Origin of the sequence: Shewanella sp. WE21 (assembly GCF_002966515.1) — a bacterium.
Classification (GTDB): domain Bacteria; phylum Pseudomonadota; class Gammaproteobacteria; order Enterobacterales; family Shewanellaceae; genus Shewanella; species Shewanella oncorhynchi.
Genome location: NZ_CP023019.1, coordinates 2,591,396 through 2,610,563, shown reverse-complemented (window position 1 = coordinate 2,610,563; position 19,168 = coordinate 2,591,396). Strand labels below are relative to the sequence as shown.

Genomic DNA, 19,168 nt, shown 5'->3' with positions numbered 1-19,168 from the left:
CCAAGTCCCCCCAAAGTGCCTGTTTCAGCAATTTGAGGTTATTTGGGTATACAGCCTATAGGCTTAATCCCAGTCAGTGCCAGTAAAAACTCGGTTACACAACCAAACAAAACAATAACTTAACGATAAACTTAATAGTGAGCACTTAAATCACACAAACAACCATAAAATACAGCAAACTTGAAACAAGTGTAGAGCCAGCCTATTAGCAAGCCACTATTTACCTTTTAACAGTGCTCCGATGGCCTTTTTCACGTCTGCAAAACAGGGGCGCTGAGCCACATCTAACTGCATGCACTCGTCTTTAATCGCACTCAACTGTGTGTAGTACAGAGGGTCAATCGAGGTATTCACATAGGCAGATGCATCCACATAGGCCAACAGATCTTCAATCAAGCAACCAAGCGATCGCACTTCAATAGCTTCTATCGCTAAGCGTTCTGCTGTCGATAGATTGCGTAAGTTTGATGCCGCACCAAAATCCCCAAACAATAAGCTCATCTGTTGATTAACCATAATATTATGGGCGTAGACATCACCATGGCTTACTTGTTTAGCATGCATGTGCGCCATCGCATCGGCCAACTGGTGTGTGATTTTGGCGACTTCATCAAGGCGAAATTCGCTACCGTCTTTAAAGGTATCGCGAGTGCAGGTGACAAGACTTGGTGGTAACCCTAAGTTACTAAACCCTGCCGGAATTAGTTCCATTACTAAACCCAATTGATCTTTTTGGCTAATGTGCGCCACGACCTTAATAAGGCTGGGATGATCACCCGTTGTGAGACAGCAATCTAACTCGTCAGCGGGATAACCATCGCTCGTCACTTCACCCTTAAAGAGTTTTACCGCAATCTGCGCCGACCCCGTCGCGGCTATCATGGCTTGATTCAACCAATCGCCTCGATAAATGACCCCAGAAGCCCCTTCGCCAAGCTTCTCAGCCAACTTGATATCACCCAGAGTCACATTCGCCACTGTGGCCACATCGGCATGGGGATCGACTAAGGTATGGCTGAATGGATTTCCCGCAAAGGCGAGCCAAGTCAGTTTGGGCAAACTGAGTAACCAAGCTGGCAGTGCGTGGAGTTGATTGGCCGATAAACGCACTAACTCTAAGTTGCGGCAATTGGCCATCGACTCGGGCAAGGTTGTTAAACGGTTACCCGCTAAAGCTAATTTTTGCAGACGATGTAAATCGCCCATGGCCGCAGGCAATGTCTCAATGAGGTTATCGGTTAGGATGAGCCAGCGGGTTTGCAGCGGTAATGCCGCAGCAGTCACTGTTTTGATTTGATTGGCCTTAAAGCCAATCATCTCTAAATTTGTGCAGCGCCCTAATGCCTCAGGCAAATGTTCAAAGCGATTATTTGAGGCGAAAATTATCTTTAAATGCGATAAGCGGTGTAAATCCTCGGGCAAAGTGCTCAGTTGATTATTCGATAAATCGAGGATTTCGAGGGTATCGGCTAAATCAAAAATCTCCCGCGGGAACTCGGTTAAATCCTCAACCAATTGTAAACGTGTGATCCCTTGTAACTGCCCTGCCCTTAACTGCGCTAACGTCTGCACTTTGCTACCCAAGTTAATGAAAAATCGCGGCTATGGTAGCGTATAAATCGATAAAGCTAAACGCAGGATCTGCAATCAAAGGGCGGCACAATCGGCCTTAAGACAACTTTGATACTATAGGTAAAACTTGGGGGAGCTATCCAGAAACTCGAAAACAGATTAGCATGTGCACCAATATGGAATGCCCAGTCAACTCATCACAGGACAATCATGCGGACACATTTTCGCCAAACGCACTCTTTTACAGTGCTTATGCTTGCCATGCTAATGGCCCTACTGAGCGGTTGCGCTACAACATCAGCAAGCCCATCAACCACTGAATTCAATGCCACAGCAAGTGATGTCAGTAATGATAACGACCACTCGCCACAACAGCATCAAACGCCACCCGCAGTGGTTGAGCAGTACAGCGACGTGTGGGAAAAGATCCAACACGCCAATACCATTGACGTCCATGATGATGCCGAAGTACGTAAACAGCGTAACTTTTTCGATGATAAACAAAAATTTATGAACCAAGTCGGCGATCGCGCCGAGCCATTCTTGTATTACATAGTCAGCCAGCTCGAAGCGCGTAACATGCCATTAGAATTGGCGTTATTGCCCATAGTCGAAAGTGGCTATAACCCTTTAGCACAAGCTAACGGCCCCGCAGGACTGTGGCAAATGATCCCTGCTACTGGACGTAATTTTGGCTTAACGGTGAATTCTGCCTACGATGGCCGTAAAGATGCGCTGGCCTCAACCGATGCAGTGCTCGACTATCTACAGCACCTATACGACACCTTAGACAAAGACTGGATCAACGCCGTCGCCGCCTACAATACCGGTGAGCTAGTGATCAAAGCCGCCATTGATAAAAACAAAGCCAAGGGCAAACCTACGGACTTTTGGTCACTGGGTATCCCCGCTAAGCGAGTACAAACAGTTCCTAAGTGGCTGGCATTTATTCAGATTATTCGAAATCCCAACCACTACGGTTTAAAAGTCCCCCCTATTGCTAACCGCCCTTTCTTGGAAAGAGTGCCAGCACCTAATGGCGTAGATATCGGCCAGATTGCTAATGCAGCAGGGCTCAGCAAAGCAGAATTTAAAACCTATAACCCAGGCTTTCGCCAAGGTGTAATCCCCAGCAAAGGTAAATATCAAATCGCCTTACCACTGGAAAACATAGGTCATTATCAGGAAAATCAAGACAAGCTCTACGCTCAAAAACGCTATGACAGCCAAAGCTATATCGTCAAATCTGGTGACAGCCTAGGCACAATCGCAGCCAAGTTTGATATGTCAGTGAAAGCATTAAAACAGGCCAACAATCTGACATCTGACCGCCTAAAAATCGGCCAAGAGCTCACACTGTTAACGCCAATGGCGGGCAATGATAATGAGCCAGAACCCACTAAAACCAAGGCGAAGACAGATAAAAAAGTGAGCAATAAGTCGTCGACCAAAGCTAAAGCGACTACCTCAACATCGGCCGATAAACCTGTAGTAAAAGCGACCACTTACAAGGTGAAATCAGGTGATTCGCTGGATAAAATCGCCCGTAAGAATAAGGTTAAACTGGCTGACTTAATGAAGTGGAACCAGCTCAATGGCAAAAGCATTATTAAGCCAGGCCAAGAACTGAAAATTTCCGAATAACGATTGTAGTTTGAACGGCAAAAAGCCCAACAAAGCGCGGTTCCCAAGCGCTGTGTTGGGCTTGTTTCTATCCCAATATCAGAGTTAACCGCCACAGTTCAGCGTTACTGCTCAGTTGACCTAACCAATGCTCTCGGACAATCATTCCAAAACAAACCACTCCAATTGCAGTGCCATTATTTTGTGTCTTTCTTCGCTAAACCAAGGGGATACAATTGCTGCTTAAACATGCCAACAGGCATGTAATCGCCCACGACACCATATTGCTCTGGCCACTCTTTCTGACCTCGAACTGCAGTCCCAAATAGGTAATCTAAAAAAGAAAAATGGGCAGCATAGTTACGGTCGATTGCCGCCTTATCGGAAGCATGATGCCAATGGTGGAATTGCGGACTGACAATTAAGTAACGTAGCCAGCCAAAGTTAACCTGCACATTGGCATGATTAAATACCGCCTGCACGCCAACGATAATCACATAAATACTGATGATGTCTTTGGAGAATCCCAAGATAAAAATCGGCGTGAGCACTAAACAACGGGTAGCAATCAACTCAAACATATGTTGCCTTGAACCAGCCAACCAATCTAAATGTTTCGCGCTATGGTGCACCGAATGGAAGCGCCACAGGAAAGGAATTTCATGGTAGGCACGGTGCGCCGCATATTGCATTAAATCGGCGACCAATAAAATCAACAACAGTTGCAACGCAAAGGGAAGATCCGCGATAAAGCTTTGCACTGTGCTGGAAATAGCCCAAGAAAAGGTCGACTGCACAAATTGGTTTGCCACCAATAATACAAATCCAATCGCTAAGTGATTCACCAAAAAATGGTTTAAATCCCCTTGCCACTCGGGTCTCAATATTGCTTGTTCTGGTTTATGGGGTAGCCATTTCTCGATAAAAATGAAAATTAAGGTTGAGCCTAATAAGTCTAAAATAAACCAATCTAAACCCAGTGAGACCTTATGATTAGCAAAAGGCTCGACCTCAACTTGATGACCACCAAAGGCAATCGCTAAACTCACAAATACCCAAGCCACAAAGCCGAAACGCTTATTTTTATTTCGAATAAAATTCAATAAACCTAAACTGCCCGACACCACTAAGGCGACAAATATTAAGCTGCGAATAACATCGACATTATAGCTTTGGCGTAATTCTGGAGTGGTGAGATATTCGGGAAAATGAAACGCCAATACACCCAGAAACGATAATATCGCTAACATACACGCTATAGTGCCGCTAATACTGCCTTCACCAATTTGGAAATGGCCGTCTTTAAATCCTTTACTCATCACAGTGAACTCCTTTTCCTATATTGCTCGCGTTACTCACATCACAGCAATGCTCGGCTTAATTTTTGCCGTTCAGCCTACATTAACCCCGCAGCCACAATCAATAAAAAGTGAATGCTAAGACAATAATGCTCCATCTACTAAGCCCACTAAAACGAGCACAAAAAAACAGCAAAAAAAGCGCTACCTAAGTAGCGCTCTTGTATTAGCTAAGTTCACTCACCTTAGCGGTTAGATCTTAATCAAGTTATAACCAAAGCTAGTAGAAGGATCTTTATTCAGCACCATAGTCACATTATCTTCATTGCTGAAATCCATTAAATCGGATGCATAGACAACGGTTTTAGTACCGTTTTCCACAGCGATAACCTTAATAGAATATTCACCAGCTGGCACAGTCACTGACTGAGGGCTCGCAGGATTGACTGCGGTGATCTTATTTACAGCCGTTTCAATCGTGTCATTTGCCTTTAAGAAATACACGGTTAGATTGCTTTTATCGGCAAAACTCACAATGTCGAACTTAAAGCTATAGGGACTTGGCGTCTTAGTTTGCTTCATCTCCATCGCCTTCACTTGGCTGCCCTGCTCGGTCGTTTGCTCATAGATGAAGATGGTTTTAATGTCATCTTGGTTAAGGGTGATCAACACGTTATCGAGCAATTTATTTTGCGTACCGTGGTCGAACACACTCACACCAAAATCATTAAACTCAGCACCTTGATAGCTAGTCACCCCAAAAGATGGCACTTCGCTAAACAGAGTATCTTGCTTACTGCTAGCCACTTTCACATCGATAATGTGCGAACCTAAACCGTTAAAGACGCGATAATCGACACTCGCTTCTAATGCTACATGATTGCGAACATTGGTAGTTGAATCGACACTGTCCAAGGTGATTTTTGAATCCGAAGCACCAAAACCTTCGCGGATAATCAGCTTATAAGGCACCTTAGAACTGAATTTAATGTTCGCAGTTGTATAAGAAACATTGGTTGTTCCCGCTGGTGCGAGGTAAACCTTATATTCACCCGTATCCATCACTTGCGGCTGCGACACTTCACCGTAGGCCACACTGCCTAACATCACAGCATCGGCAAAGGTTTGGGTCGACTTAGAAACATAAGCGTCAAAAGCTTGGGCATGCACTGCAGTATTGGCAATCAAGAGCTGCATTTTACTGTTTTCAGCCACTTCGTTGAGCTTATCGAGTTCAGTGCGAGAATAGTTGATATTAAGTAATTTAGGTTCGGTAAAATCACCATGTAATACAAAGAAATGGTCCGTTGCAACTTTCAAATCGATATCTTCTTTATAAATAGAGATATCTTTATCAGAGGCATCCTTAGCCATCACTTCAATCGCAGTTACGCCAGCCGTCGACGTAAATCGCGGCATAGTGTCCCCATAGATCACACTTTCATAGGTTTTATCGGCAACTTTGAGTGCAGTAGCAGTGCTTCCAGCTGAAGCATTATAAAATTGCACATAGGTGGCATTTTGATCTGTGCCCTCTTCATTATTATCATCTGAGCCACATGCCGTTACCGCTAAACAGGCAACAGCCACCGCAGCGAATCCCTTTAGCTTACTTTTTATCATTGTTTCCCTCATTAGCAGACAAAAATTCAGTTCAATCTACGCAGTTATACAATGACAACAATGGCAATTTCCACTAAAAACAAAAACAAATATTTTACAAACTCAAACACTTAACAAACATTTCAATAACACACCAAAAAGTGATACAAACCACACTTTTCAGGCCCTTAATTGATACAAATGCGGCTGCTGATACTTTTGCTCGCCTCTCAAAAATTCTGCTCCAGTGGAAAATGACTGTTCTATCGAACACCTCTCTTTTAGGCTTAAAGCGACTATGGATAAACTATCTTCAGACGGTACAAACCTTGTTCGACTAATGCGATTAGGTTACTCTCGCATCGCCAATTAAGCCTTTGGGATGGATAGGATTTGCAAGGGATTCTCAACTACTACAAACAATGTTTTCAACACGATAGTGCCGAAATCAATCTCTGGTCTAGCCACAAGCTTGCCGAGCAAGATCAGCTATTACTCCAACATGAAGACGAGTTAAGCAGTGGCTTCCTACCCCGCTTGCCTGTGCCATTTGCTCCCGCCAGTGCATTACTAGCACGTAGCGCTTTGTATTTACGTGAAAAGGTATTATTGCACTGCTGTCTGTTTTTCTGCGGCACAGTCGACCTTAATGGCGAAAAACGTAAAGTCGTGACACCACTCCTTTATCGCGAATGCCAATTACAGGCTGACGGCGATAATCTCTACCTAGAGAGCAATAACACTCTAGCTGGCCAAGGGCCATTCACTATCAATGAAGCTCTATTAGAAAAATTAGTCGTTGAAGGACATAGCCTAAGCCAAGATTTACGCGATAATCCAACGGATGTCAGTGGCTGGATATCTTGGCTGCGGGCGGGCCAAGCCGATGTTGATACCAGTCATTTATTGCATTTTCCCAAGCTGATCGATGAGGCTGAATTCACTAGCTTATGCCGTAAACGTGGGCAGTTTCTTGTCAGTCGAAGCCAAATCATTTTGGCAGAACGTTCGATCGCGAGTCGGGGCATTTTGCACGAACTCGACAAACTAATGACAGCGCCTGAACCATCAGCACCGCTTAAAGCGCTATTCGCAGAAACACAACAAACAACATCAATCAGCGCCAGTGAAGACACACAAGAGGCTTATCTTCCAGGGCTGTTAAGCCGCGCGCAAATTCAGGCCTTAAAGATTGCGGCCAATCATACTTTGGGGCAGATCTCAGGCCCACCGGGAACTGGTAAGAGTTACACCATAGCCACAGTGGCGGCGGAGCAGGTATTAAGGGGTAAATCTGTCCTCATCGTCGCCCACACCGATGTAGCTGTTGATGTGATTGCCGATAAATTGCAACAACAATTCCAGCTAGGGAGCAGCCTTATTCGAGCAGGCTCGCCGCAGTTTATAAAAGTCCTTAAAAACCAGATTGATGAAATGCTCCATGGTCAGCACCCTGCATCTGATGAAGCCGTCTCGGATAGGTTGCTACTCAATGCAAAACAACAACTTAATACTGTGACTCGTCAGCAAGTCAAGATGGAAGCGGGCTTTATACGTCATTGCCGCCATGCCATACGTCGCGGCCAAAAACTGGCGACCTTACAACAAGGACAATCCCGTTGGCGCTTAGGATTTTACAACTGGGCTTACCATGCAGGTATAAAAAGGTTTGCCCAGCAATGGAATGAACTCGATAAATTAACGACACTGATAGCGCAAAAAGAAGACTTAAGCCTCAAATACTTACAATTGGCAACTCACTATCGATTAAACCAATTACTCAAACATAAGCGCAGTACGCTGGTGAGTTTTGCCAGTGCGTTACGCGCCCGCCAGTCCGCTAAGCAACTCGACGGCTTCTACAAGACGGATTTTGATGCCTTAAAACAAACCTTTCCCATTTGGTTATCTAGCCTTGCCAGCTTACATAAAGTGCTGCCCATGGAGCAGCAAATGTTTGATTTAGTGATTATTGATGAAGCCACTCAAGCCAATATTGCCGCATGTTTACCGGCCTTGCAGCGGGCAAAAGCGGCACTGGTGGTGGGCGACAGTAAACAGCTGCGCCATTTCTCGTTTTTATCCCGCGCAAAACAAACCCAAATCCAGACTCAACTCGGACTCGCCCCGGATTGCCGCGGCCTAATGAGCTACCGTGATGCCAGTATGCTCGACTTAGCGTCACTGTCCCTTGCGAGCCAATCCCAAGTGGTATTTTTAAATGAGCATTTTCGGAGTAAACCTGAGCTGATCCAATTTAGTAATCAGCAGTTTTATCAAGGCATGCTGAAGATTATGCAGCACAGACCTTGCACAAGTTCAGGGCACTTACACAGAGTCCAGGTTACTGGCAGCCGTGATAGTAAGGGAATTAACGCCATAGAAGCGGAAGCATTAATTCAAAAGTTAGCTCAACTGATTGATGAACAAGAAAATGTATTAGTGCCTTCCAGCATTGGTGTACTCTCCTGTTTTCGCAATCAGACGGAGTATTTATCCCAGCAAATCCTCGCGCGCTTTAGCGCACAACAACTCGAGCGTCACCAATTACGGATTGCCACGCCCTTTGGTTTTCAAGGGGAAGAGCGCGATATTATGCTGCTGTCGTTTAGCATTACGGCCAACGACAGCCGAGCCGCCGTGTATTTAAATCGCGAAGATATGTTCAATGTTGCCATCACCCGCGCTAAACAAATGCAGTGGTTATTTTTATCGGTACAAGCGCATGAGCTTCCCAACAATAATTTACTGGCAACTTACTTAGCATCGGCGGGTCAATTTCAAGCGGCACATAATTATGTCGATGCCCTCGATAGCTTCGGCCAGTCTGTAGCACTTGCGATTGAAGAAAAAGGCATAACAGTCTGGCGCGCCTACCATATGGCGGGGTTAGAACTGGATATTTTATGTCGCTATGGTAACCAATATTTAGCAATAGATTTAATCGGTTACCCAGGACCTTGGGCGGACTTTTTCGATATTGAACTGTATAAACTCTTACAGCGCGCGGGCATTAAACTTATCCCCGTCAGCTACGGGCTATGGTGCCAACAGCGAGAACTTTGTATCCAACATATTTGTCAGCAATTGGGAATAACGCCCGCAGCACGCGCGGCTCTTTAGTGAAGGTGAAGCCGCAACGGAAAAGCCGTTGCTGTGCCTGCGATTGTTATGCATTTAGTAGCTCAGCCTCAAACCAGATATCTTCGTAGTTATTGTCATCAATTAAAAAACGGTAACCAGGAGGCAGATCGAGATACTTTTTTACCTCAGGCAAGTATTCTTGGATGTGCTCGACGTGAAGTGGTGAGAAGAACTCATCCTCTTGTGACATGGATTCCCCACACCAGATATACCAACCGTTCGTTCCATTTTTGGGCATATGCCGGAGCCCATTAATTAGTCCGCAGCCCAATGTACCAAGCGCGATACCCAATTTTGTTCCTGCCCCTGGCTTTTGCGGCTCAACACCCGCCCATGCACAGATTGTTTGTTTGCGCTGTATTATCATAATGTTCCGGATGCATAAAGTTTGAGCTCACGCCGCGGCCAGTCAGGGCCGTCGCGCCTACAGCGAATAGTTAGCCGCCGACGCGCGTTGTGTGAACTCTGTGATCGCCACATTCATCTCGGTGTAGAGACTTATCTCTACAACCGCAATTCCTGCCTTCTTAAGCCTAGCAACGAATATCTCTATGGCTGAGCGAAGTGAAGACCCAAGATATTGCCGGAGATCTTCCTCACGCGCCAAACGCCAAACTGACTCTGGAATTTGAATGTCAGCAGTAAGGTATCGACTTTTCTTGGCAAAGCGTACCCGATGAACCCCCTCAAGACCATATTTGGCAAATTCTCCATCTACCCTCAGCACCAACGCGTACTGATCTACCGAATCGCAATGCGTAGAGGTGACATGCTTTTCTAACGCGTGGAAGAGCTCCACTTTCAGACGGGATATGCCGCCATCTTCTGGGCCACCACATTCACAACCGATTGAGATTGGACTTTGCACACCCTTTCCTTAGCGGCTAACGTCTTAATATTTATGTACAGCTCGTTTATCTTATTGGACCAGCAAAAACGAGCATAGTTAATTACTTGTAATAAAAGAAACTTATCAGCTTTTTATCAAATACACCATGCGGGAAATCACGCAAGATTGAATACTAGGGTATAACGATCCGGTTCTAGCCACTCGTATGAGTAACTGAAAGCAGAGCATAGATAAGTAGTTGTATGGCAATGATGGTTAACAGCCTTAATCATGCGCATGCGGCTGATAAATCGCTTTGATCTTGCTTCGCAACCAAGTGATTTTGGGGTTGTGGCTGTTTCTCTTATGCCAAATCAAGGTAAAAGGAATGGCGAGTTTATCAAGATATTCGCCACTTATTGGGATGGGGCGACTGACTAAGTCAGGGTGTAATTGGCGGGCATATTGTTCGCAATATTGTGGCGCAATTGCCATCATGCTGTGGTGAGGCTCTGCCGCGACAAACAGTGACTGCTCAAAACTGGCCAAGGTCAGCACAATATTACGACTCAGACCAAGCTCAATAAGCACATCATCTAAGGCCCAAGTTTCGCTCTTTTCCCACAAAATATTGATATGCGAATATTTAAGAAAGGTGTCTATATTCCACTCTTCCTGCAAGGCGGGATGATCGCGGCGCAAATACACCTGAGGAAGATCGGTAAATAAAACCTCAAAATCGATAAAATAGGGTAATAAATCAAGGGATTCCTTGGAACGTGGATGACTTTCTCGGCCGGTAAAACCCATATCAGCTTCACCACGCACAATCGCTTCGAGTGAATCGTAATCCCAATTTCGTACCTTCACCTTTGCATCAGGGTATTGAGTATAAATGGCCTGAGTCAGCTCATTAAGCATGATAAGCAACAAAGGCGACTCAAGCATCAACTCGAAGGTGAGCCCTTTGGTCATCTCGTCACCGCGCTTAGCCATCAGTTGCTTACCCATTTGCAACCATTCCGATAACTCCTGCTCCATACCGTGAGCCAATGGCGTTAACTGAAATCCCTGCGGCGTTTTGACAAATAAGGGATCGTCAAACCAATCCCGTAATTTGGCCAGCGACTTACTCACAGTGGATGGCGTGACATTGAGCTTTTTGGCAGCCTTAGAGACACTCCGCTCCTGTAATAAAAGCTGCAAAATAAACAATAAGTTAAGATCGAGCCGACTCAGGGATTTGGTCATTAAGTATAATTTCCGGCAATTTAGGAACCGCTAAGATCAGCGTAATGCTCACCAACGCACCGATAGCGAGGATCACTAATAATATATTAATCGCGCTCACTTCGAGCAGACCCATCACCCAAATATATAAAGCTGAAGTACACACTTGAGCAATTCCCAGTAATGAGCTGGCAACTCCAGCCCGAGTAACAAATGGACTCAGCGCCTGACTCATGGTGACCCCAAATCCAATCGAAAAACCGGAACAAACAAAAGCAAAACCTAACAGGTTGAATGACTGACTAACCCCGCCCAATTGAGTCAAGATAAGCACCAATGCCGCTGCGGCAAATAATGTCTGAGAGAACAAGATTAACGATTTTTCTTTAAACAGGTTAAGCAAAAAGGGCGTCGAAAATGAGGCTAACATACTCACTAATGCCATCATTGCCATAGTATTGGAATATTGCCCACGGTCAAACCCCATCTGCCCCATGATCAACATGGGAGAGACATTTACATAGCTTAAAATCGTGGTCACACCTAAAGTCGTTATCACCACACGACTGAGAAAAAACCGCTGTTTAAAGGATTCTTTATATCCACCCAGCTCAACTGTGGTGTGAAATTGCGGTTTAGGATAGGTTTCGCGCAATACAAAAATACACAGGATTAAGACCATTAATCCCATCCCCGCCATAGTGTTAAATAGGCTAGGCCATGGGAATTTCAGCATAATTAAATGGCCTATCACAGGTGCTATCACAGGGATAATACAAGTCACGCCATTGACCATAGAGAGCACTTTTGCTCGGCGCTTATCGTCTAATACATCCCGCAAAATCGCAAAAGCCACAACATAGCAAGAACCCGCACCAATGCCTTGTGCAAAGCGTGCCATTAAAAAGAGATCACTGGTTTGCGCACTACCGGCAAAGTAAGAGGCAATAGCAAACAACAATGCGCCAAACAAGGTAATGGGTTTACGCCCAATCCTATCGGCTAAGCTCCCCGCAAACAGCATAGTGGTCGCCATTCCCGCAAGATACACAGAAAAAGCAATATGCAGCTGCGCCTCACTCGCCCCTAAATCCTGCGCAATTTGCGGCAAACCGACCAAGTACATATCTATCCCTGTCGGGTACAAAAACACTAGACAAAAACTGCACAATAGATATCGAAACATATACCTCACCCCGTTAGCCATCTCACACATAAGTTGCGCCTAGCCTAGTTTCACTCGCGCAGATCTGTGAGTGGCATTTTCGACAACAGGTATTTCCATTGACGACCTATGGGAGGGCATAACACCACGAACGTGAAAGAAAAGTTGGTAACAGAAGATAGGGAAAGAAAGAGGTAGAAAAACATCCCCTGCGGTTTGCGACCACAGGGGATATGTCGGTGAATGATCAGTCTACTATTCTATGAGCCCAATACTCATTGCTGAGGTTCTGGCGGTGCAGGAAGGACTTGGATCATTAAACTGCTATCGTCTTGCAGATATTGCTGCGCCAATTTATTAAGTTCTGCAACTGTCATCTGCTGCGCTAACGCTTGCCTTTGTTTAAAGGCAGCAAAACGACCGGGATGACTCTGGGCGGTTGAGGTGAGATCTAACCAAAAACCATTGGTTTGCGGCGCCGCTTGCATCCACTCAAGCACTGGTTGGCGGGCTCGATTAAGTAAGTCCTCACTGATCCCCGAAGGCGCTTTAACTTGCTTAACTGCGGCGGTGAAATACTCGGCAACCGTTGGCAACATGGCTTGAGTCGTCACGCTAAACAAACCTAAGTAACCATAACCGCTGGCATTGAAATCGTTGTAAGAAAAGGCCGATGGCGAATAACTCGCACCCGCTTTCTCCCTGACGTTTTCCGTTAATAGAATGCTTAGCACTTGCTCCAGCAGACCCAATCCCGCATGTTGACTCAAGTGAGTCATATCCGTTGTAGGCCACACCATGGCAAGTGCCGCCATATCCAGTTGACCATAATGCGTTAATGTTTTCTGAACGGGCACTTTCGGAAACACAGGTACTATCGACTGAGCATTAGCAATAGGGCTACGCTTAATGGCGCCAAGCGTTTCAGCCACAGCAGCAATGGCACTCGCTTCGTCAAAATCGCCCACAATAGCGAGTTCAATCGCCCCTTGCTCGACGGCCGAATGGAAACTCGGCGCTAATTCTCCAAAGTGACGTTTGAGAATTTCTTCAGGCTCACCATAACCATAGCGTTTATCACCATTATGGGAGATACGGGCAAACTGATTAGAAAACTCAGATTGTGGGTTGCTATGAATACTTTTTTGCTCGGCAATCACTTGTTCACGAAACAATTGCTCAGCCTGCTTATCCATACCCGGCTCAATTAAATAAGCCGTCATTAAGCCAAGCTGCGTGCGTAGCTCTGCGGCATTAGTGCTAATCTCGCCGCCAAAACTTTGCTCACGCAGGCCTAAGTTGATGGAAATATCTTGCCCAGCAAAAATATCCTGCAGACTGTCATAATCATGGGCCTTGAGCCCACCCTGCACAAACGCACTGTTAAACAGATAAGACAAACCATCCAACTCAGGGAATGGCACTTCACCAAAGCCAATGTTTAGGCTGACCAATGTGGTGCCTTTGTTAAAGTTGGTAGGCTTAAGATTAAGCCGCACGCCATTGGCAAATTGCAGTTGGCGAATCCCCGTTTCCTTATCGCGACTGTCAGCCACTAACTTGCCTTGCTCACCAAACTGAGTATAAGCAAACTCATCAATCGCCTTGATTGCTGGTGCGCTCACCGCTTGTTTACGGCTTTTCTCGTAGCTGGCGATAAGCTGTTTTTCAGCATTTTCAATGGGCTTATTGCTGGTCAGATATAAATACGGCGTAGCGTTCCACGTTTGATTAAACACTTGGCTTAGCTTTTGCGGTGTCACTGTTGGCATTATTTTTTCAAAAAATGCGAGCTGCCAATCAGGTTCGACAGGGACGCGATTGCCCGCCACCGAATACACTAGACTCTCGGCAATATTCACACTGTGAATAGTACTGCTCCCCGCGACACTTAGCTGATATCCCTTATGCATACGTTTGATTTGCTGGTCAATTTCCTGCTGGCTAAAACCAAACTCTTTTGCTTGACGCAGGGTTTTCTCCAAGAGTGCGATTCCCTCTTGCCAGTTATTTTCCTGCGTACCTAGGCTCATTTGTGTGCCATAGGCAATATCAAACTGCGGCCCAACCTGCAGGTTTACACCATATAAACCTTGGCTATGCAGTAATTGCGACTCCATACGGCGATACAAGATGCCGTGGGCGAGCTCGAGCAACATTTCCTGCTCCCGCACAACAGGGCTATCGGTAATCGCTGAGATGGGTTTTAGCATGCCTAGGGAAACTGACGTTGACAGACTTTGATCAAAAAATGCCGCCGCATCGACACTTTGGCGCTCTGCGACAGTACCAATAGCTTGTTCCTTGGTTTTAGCAGCCAAAGGCGCGTCTTTCCAACTGGCAAACTGTTGTTTTATCTTTTGTTCTACCGCGGCGACCTCGATATCACCCACGACAATTAAAGTGGTGCGTGAGGGTGTATAAAAACGCTGATATAAAGACAGCAACGCCTCGCGATTGGCATTACTGATACTGTTCGCCTCCCCCACAGGGAAGCGCTTTGACAGCAATGTGTTTGGCATTAAAAACTGTAATTGGTTACGGTAATTCTCAAGATCCGCACCGCTACGTTCACGCAGCTCAGACAACACTACCGCTTTTTCACGTTCAATTAGCGCTGGGTCAAGTAATAGATTACTGCCAATTTCTCGCATTAAAAACAAAGCAGTATCGATTTTATCTTGGCTATTACTTGGCAAGTTGAATTGATAGACCGTCTGCTGAAACTCAGTCACAGCATTGGTATCAGCGCCAAAACTCAGGCCAAGGCGCTGCAATGTCGGCATCATCTCCCCCGCCGCCAATCCGGTCGAGCCATTAAAGGCCATATGCTCAAGAAAGTGCACTAATCCTTGCTCGGTATCAGACTCGACCAAAGAGCCTACATCCACCCGCATCCGCACTATGACCGCCTGCTCCGGCGTCTTATTGCTCACCAATAAATAACGCATACCATTGGCAAGTTCACCAGTATGGATCCGCTCGCTCATAGGCAAGCCTGTCGTTCCCATCCACAGCGGATCTTCACTCGCCTGCAGTGGCAACGCCATACTCAAAAGCGCCAGCAGTAACCACTGACGCACAAAACTAATTACCTTGAAATTGTTCATTAAAATTCGCACTTTGCCCCCAAAATCAAACAAGAAACCTAGGAAGCGCTCACCTATGTTTCAGATAAAATAAGCTTTCACTATAGTACCTAAAGCACTTTAAGTCACAAAATCAATACCTTATGCCGTACTAAAAATAGTTTATCGCCTTGATATATAGTCAGAATATGCCGAAAAATAATGAGCGAGGAAGGAAGCTGAAACAGCTGTAGATTTAATGGTTACTGTGGAATGGTATGCATATATTAGCGAGATATTGAGTGTTTAATTAGCCAAGCCCTTTCTTAAATCTAATTACAGAGCAATATCTTGATTGAAAATCTGAGTTGAACCCTCACAATTTTGGCTTTAAAAATCACAACACTGTTTAGATATTTCGGCTCATGGCCTCGTGAAAAAACCACTTCACTGGTAAGCAATTAATGCAAAAGCCCTACGAATATTCGCAGGACTTTTGTTTTATCACGCAGTTGAATCTTAAAACTGTTGAAACCAACGTTGGATCTGCTGTGGATCTTTGCTTTGTGTTAACGACAGCATCAGTAAAATGCGGGCTTTTTGTGGGTTAAGATTACCTGCGGCGATAAAGCCATATTTAGCATCGTCTATCTCGGCATCAAGCGTGGTTGCGCCTGTGGGCACTCGGCTAGAGCGAACGACTAAGGTGCCTTTTTGACTCGCCTTAGCTAAGGTATCAAATATTGAGTGGTAAATATTACCATTACCTACACCAGCGCTGACTATGCCATCAAAACCCGCTTCAACCATAGCTTTGACAGGTAAATCGCTGGCATTGGCGTAGTTATACACTATGCCTACCTGCGGTAACTTGTCGAGTTTGCTGACATCAAAAGGCGTTTGCGTAGTATGTTGACGTTCAGTATTACCCATGTACTCAATCTTGCTGTTATGGATAACGCCAAGCGGGCCAAAGTTAGGCGCGGCAAAAGTGTGCACACCTGTAGTGTTAGTCTTAGTCACATCGCGGGCATTCAATACGGTATCGTTCATCACCACTAACACGCCTCGACCTTTAGATTCGAGGTTAGCGGCGGTCGCGACTGCGTTATACAAATTCATCGGGCCATCGGCACTCATGGCAGTTGATGGACGCATTGCCCCAACCAGTACTACAGGCTTATCGCTCTTGATGGTGAGATTTAAAAAATACGCCGTTTCCTCTAAGGTATCAGTACCATGGGTGATGACAATACCGTCGACATCTTTATCAGCCAATAGCAGATTGATGCGCTTGGCTAAGGCTAGCCAAACTTTATCGTTCATATCCTGCGAACCGATTTTAACCAGTTGCTCACCTTGAATATCGGCAAGTTGTTTCATTTCAGGCACGGCCGCAATTAAGCTACTAATGCCCACTTCACCAGCCTGATAGTTAGACTCAGTAGCCGATTGTCCGACTCCCGCAATAGTGCCACCCGTGGCAATAATACGTACCTGTGGAAGCGCCTGCGCCGCGGAGGAGAGAAATAACCCTAAAGTGACCGAGAGCAAAAGCTTACGCATTGGAAAATTCATGCTTACATCCTTTGATTAATAATAAACGCACACAGTGTGCACTATTGTCTAAGCCTCACTGTGATAGCTCTCACTAAAATGAAATAACAGATTTAGCGTTATCTAATTGATTATTTAAACTTTAAGGAAAACACCATGCATTTATTATTGAGTAGATTTAACTAATCAATGATTATTCGCTATTGACGCAGTGACAATTAAATATCGTATGGTTTATTTAATTTTAAAAACACTTGAATAAATATGTCGCCGATTGGTTAACGAATAACAAATCTATAGCTAATTTGCATCAAAAAGTAATGGCTCACACTAGTGATCCGAGTTGAGAGACTTATCTAAGAAAAAAAAGAAATACACTATTTCATACAGTTAAGTGATCACCATCCTAATCCTGTTATTGCCAAAGCGTTAAGATCTACTTCGATAGTCAAGGAGACGATTCTCCTTCATGTTTTCGATGAGTTATTCTTGATGTGTTACGTATACTTATTGTACACATCCACAACTCAATACTCGGAGATATATCTTACTATTAATTGGATTTAATAGGATCGAAATGAAAGATACTAATAGCGTACGGATCGAAGAAGATTTATTGGGCACGAAAGAAGTTTCCAATGAATTTTATTATGGCATACATACATTGCGTGCCATCGAAAACTTTAAGCTGAGTAATCAAAAAATTTCCGATGTACCTGAATTAGTCCGTGGCATGATGCTAACAAAAAAAGCCGCTGCCATGGCTAACAGTGAATTAGGCGCAGTAAGTCCTGAAATCGCTGACAAAATTATTGAAGCGTGCGATCTGATACTCACAACGGGGCGATTTGTTGATCAATTTCCGGTCGATGTTTATCAGGGAGGCGCAGGTACTTCGGTCAACATGAATACCAATGAGGTATTAGCCAACGTTGCACTGGAAATCATGGGGCTTGAAAAAGGCCGTTACGATGTCATCAATCCTAATGACCATGTCAATAAATGCCAATCGACTAACGATGCCTATCCAACAGGTTTCCGTATTGCGGTCATCAACAGTACCGATATTCTGTTAGATGCATTAACCGACCTTATCAGCGCTTTCGACACTAAAGCCACAGAGTTTAAAACCGTCTTAAAAATGGGCCGCACTCAATTGCAAGATGCCGTGCCTATGACCTTAGGCCAAGAGTTTCATGCCTTTGCTGTTACATTGCGAGAAGAAATTAAGTCCATCAAGCGTTGCCAAGAGTTGTTGTTAGAAGTGAACTTAGGCGCAACCGCCATTGGTACAGGGCTCAATACGCCTGTCGGTTATTCTGCATTAGCCATTAAGTATCTGGCAGACATTACTGGCCGCGCCTATGTGCCAGCGGAAGATTTAATCGAAGCGACATCCGATTGTGGTGCCTACGTTATGCTGCACAGTGCAATTAAGCGTATGGCGATTAAAATGTCCAAGATTTGTAATGACCTACGCTTACTTTCATCGGGTCCACGTACAGGTCTGAAGGAGATTAATCTTCCTGAGCTGCAAGCGGGTTCCTCCATCATGCCAGCCAAGGTTAACCCTGTGATCCCTGAGGTCGTCAATCAGGTTGCCTTTAAGATTGTCGGCAACGATATCACTATCACTATGGCCGCCGAAGCAGGTCAATTACAGCTTAACGTAATGGAACCTGTGATTGGACAGGCGATGTTTGAGTCGCTCAGTTTGATGGGGAATGCCTGTATCTCCCTGCGTGAAAAATGCGTTGAAGGTATCACAGCCAATCCAGAGATCTGCATGGCCCATGTGATGAACTCTATCGGGATCGTGACCTACCTTAACCCCATCATCGGCCACCATGAAGGTGACATCATAGGCAAAATTTGCGCCCAAACGGGTAAAAATGTCCGTGAAGTGGTACTCGAACGCGGTTTGTTAACGGTTGAAGAACTCGATGACATTCTCTCAGTTGAAAACCTGATGAATCCTAAGTACAAAGCAAAAAACACCAGCAAAGCCAAAGTGTAACTCAGTGGGGCTGGAGAGCCTTCCCCAGCCCACAACTCGATGATTCAAGAATAAGCCTGCGCA

General features: G+C 45.2%; 12 protein-coding genes. 3 read left to right on the top strand and 9 right to left on the bottom strand.

Going from position 1 to position 19,168, the window contains the following annotated elements; genetic code table 11:
- Positions 1-216 precede the first annotated feature (216 nt).
- Positions 217-1,572, bottom strand: coding sequence for a leucine-rich repeat-containing protein kinase family protein (locus CKQ84_RS11330; protein ID WP_105251351.1), 1,356 nt, complete (start codon positions 1,570-1,572; stop codon positions 217-219).
- A gap of 210 nt (positions 1,573-1,782) precedes the next feature.
- Between CKQ84_RS11330 and CKQ84_RS11325 the strand changes: the two genes are divergently transcribed.
- Positions 1,783-3,216 (top strand): LysM peptidoglycan-binding domain-containing protein, encoded by a 1,434-nt coding sequence (locus tag CKQ84_RS11325; RefSeq protein ID WP_105251350.1) that lies wholly within the window; start codon positions 1,783-1,785, stop codon positions 3,214-3,216.
- Positions 3,217-3,392: 176 nt separating this feature from the next.
- On the opposite strand, the gene CKQ84_RS11320 is transcribed toward CKQ84_RS11325, so the two are convergent.
- Both CKQ84_RS11320 and CKQ84_RS11315 read right to left on the bottom strand, forming a co-directional pair.
- Complete coding sequence (locus CKQ84_RS11320) at positions 3,393-4,514, bottom strand: sterol desaturase family protein (RefSeq protein ID WP_105251349.1); 1,122 nt, start codon at positions 4,512-4,514, stop codon at positions 3,393-3,395.
- A gap of 231 nt (positions 4,515-4,745) precedes the next feature.
- On the bottom strand, positions 4,746-6,116 hold the full coding sequence (locus CKQ84_RS11315) for a hypothetical protein (protein WP_105251348.1): 1,371 nt from the start codon (positions 6,114-6,116) through the stop codon (positions 4,746-4,748).
- Positions 6,117-6,488: 372 nt separating this feature from the next.
- Between CKQ84_RS11315 and CKQ84_RS11310 the strand changes: the two genes are divergently transcribed.
- The gene (locus CKQ84_RS11310; RefSeq protein WP_105251347.1) at positions 6,489-9,218 is read left to right on the top strand and encodes a DEAD/DEAH box helicase; all 2,730 of its coding nucleotides are present in this window, start codon (positions 6,489-6,491) and stop codon (positions 9,216-9,218) included.
- 46 nt (positions 9,219-9,264) lie between these two features.
- Here the strand turns inward: CKQ84_RS11310 and CKQ84_RS11305 are convergent, their stop codons facing one another.
- The 6 genes from CKQ84_RS11305 to ansB form a co-directional block, all read right to left on the bottom strand.
- Entirely contained in the window at positions 9,265-9,606 is a 342-nt protein-coding gene (locus CKQ84_RS11305; protein WP_254053181.1) for a hypothetical protein, read from the bottom strand.
- A gap of 57 nt (positions 9,607-9,663) precedes the next feature.
- Positions 9,664-10,107: a hypothetical protein gene (locus CKQ84_RS11300; RefSeq protein WP_105251346.1), complete on the bottom strand. Its 444-nt coding sequence runs from the start codon at positions 10,105-10,107 to the stop codon at positions 9,664-9,666.
- 246 nt (positions 10,108-10,353) lie between these two features.
- Positions 10,354-11,319: an HTH-type transcriptional regulator YidZ gene (gene yidZ / locus CKQ84_RS11295; protein WP_105251345.1), complete on the bottom strand. Its 966-nt coding sequence runs from the start codon at positions 11,317-11,319 to the stop codon at positions 10,354-10,356.
- The gene (locus CKQ84_RS11290; protein WP_105253049.1) at positions 11,288-12,484 is read right to left on the bottom strand and encodes an MFS transporter; all 1,197 of its coding nucleotides are present in this window, start codon (positions 12,482-12,484) and stop codon (positions 11,288-11,290) included. Before CKQ84_RS11290 ends, yidZ begins: the two co-directional genes overlap by 32 nt.
- A 254-nt stretch (positions 12,485-12,738) precedes the next feature.
- Positions 12,739-15,573 carry a pitrilysin family protein gene (locus CKQ84_RS11285; RefSeq protein WP_105251344.1) on the bottom strand — a complete coding sequence of 945 codons (2,835 nt, stop codon included), beginning with the start codon at positions 15,571-15,573 and terminating at the stop codon, positions 12,739-12,741.
- 477 nt (positions 15,574-16,050) lie between these two features.
- The gene (gene ansB / locus CKQ84_RS11280; protein ID WP_105251343.1) at positions 16,051-17,109 is read right to left on the bottom strand and encodes an L-asparaginase 2; all 1,059 of its coding nucleotides are present in this window, start codon (positions 17,107-17,109) and stop codon (positions 16,051-16,053) included.
- Positions 17,110-17,665: 556 nt separating this feature from the next.
- On the opposite strand from ansB, the gene aspA reads away from it, so the two are divergent.
- The gene (aspA, locus tag CKQ84_RS11275; RefSeq protein ID WP_105251342.1) at positions 17,666-19,105 is read left to right on the top strand and encodes an aspartate ammonia-lyase; all 1,440 of its coding nucleotides are present in this window, start codon (positions 17,666-17,668) and stop codon (positions 19,103-19,105) included.
- Positions 19,106-19,168: the final 63 nt, after the last annotated feature.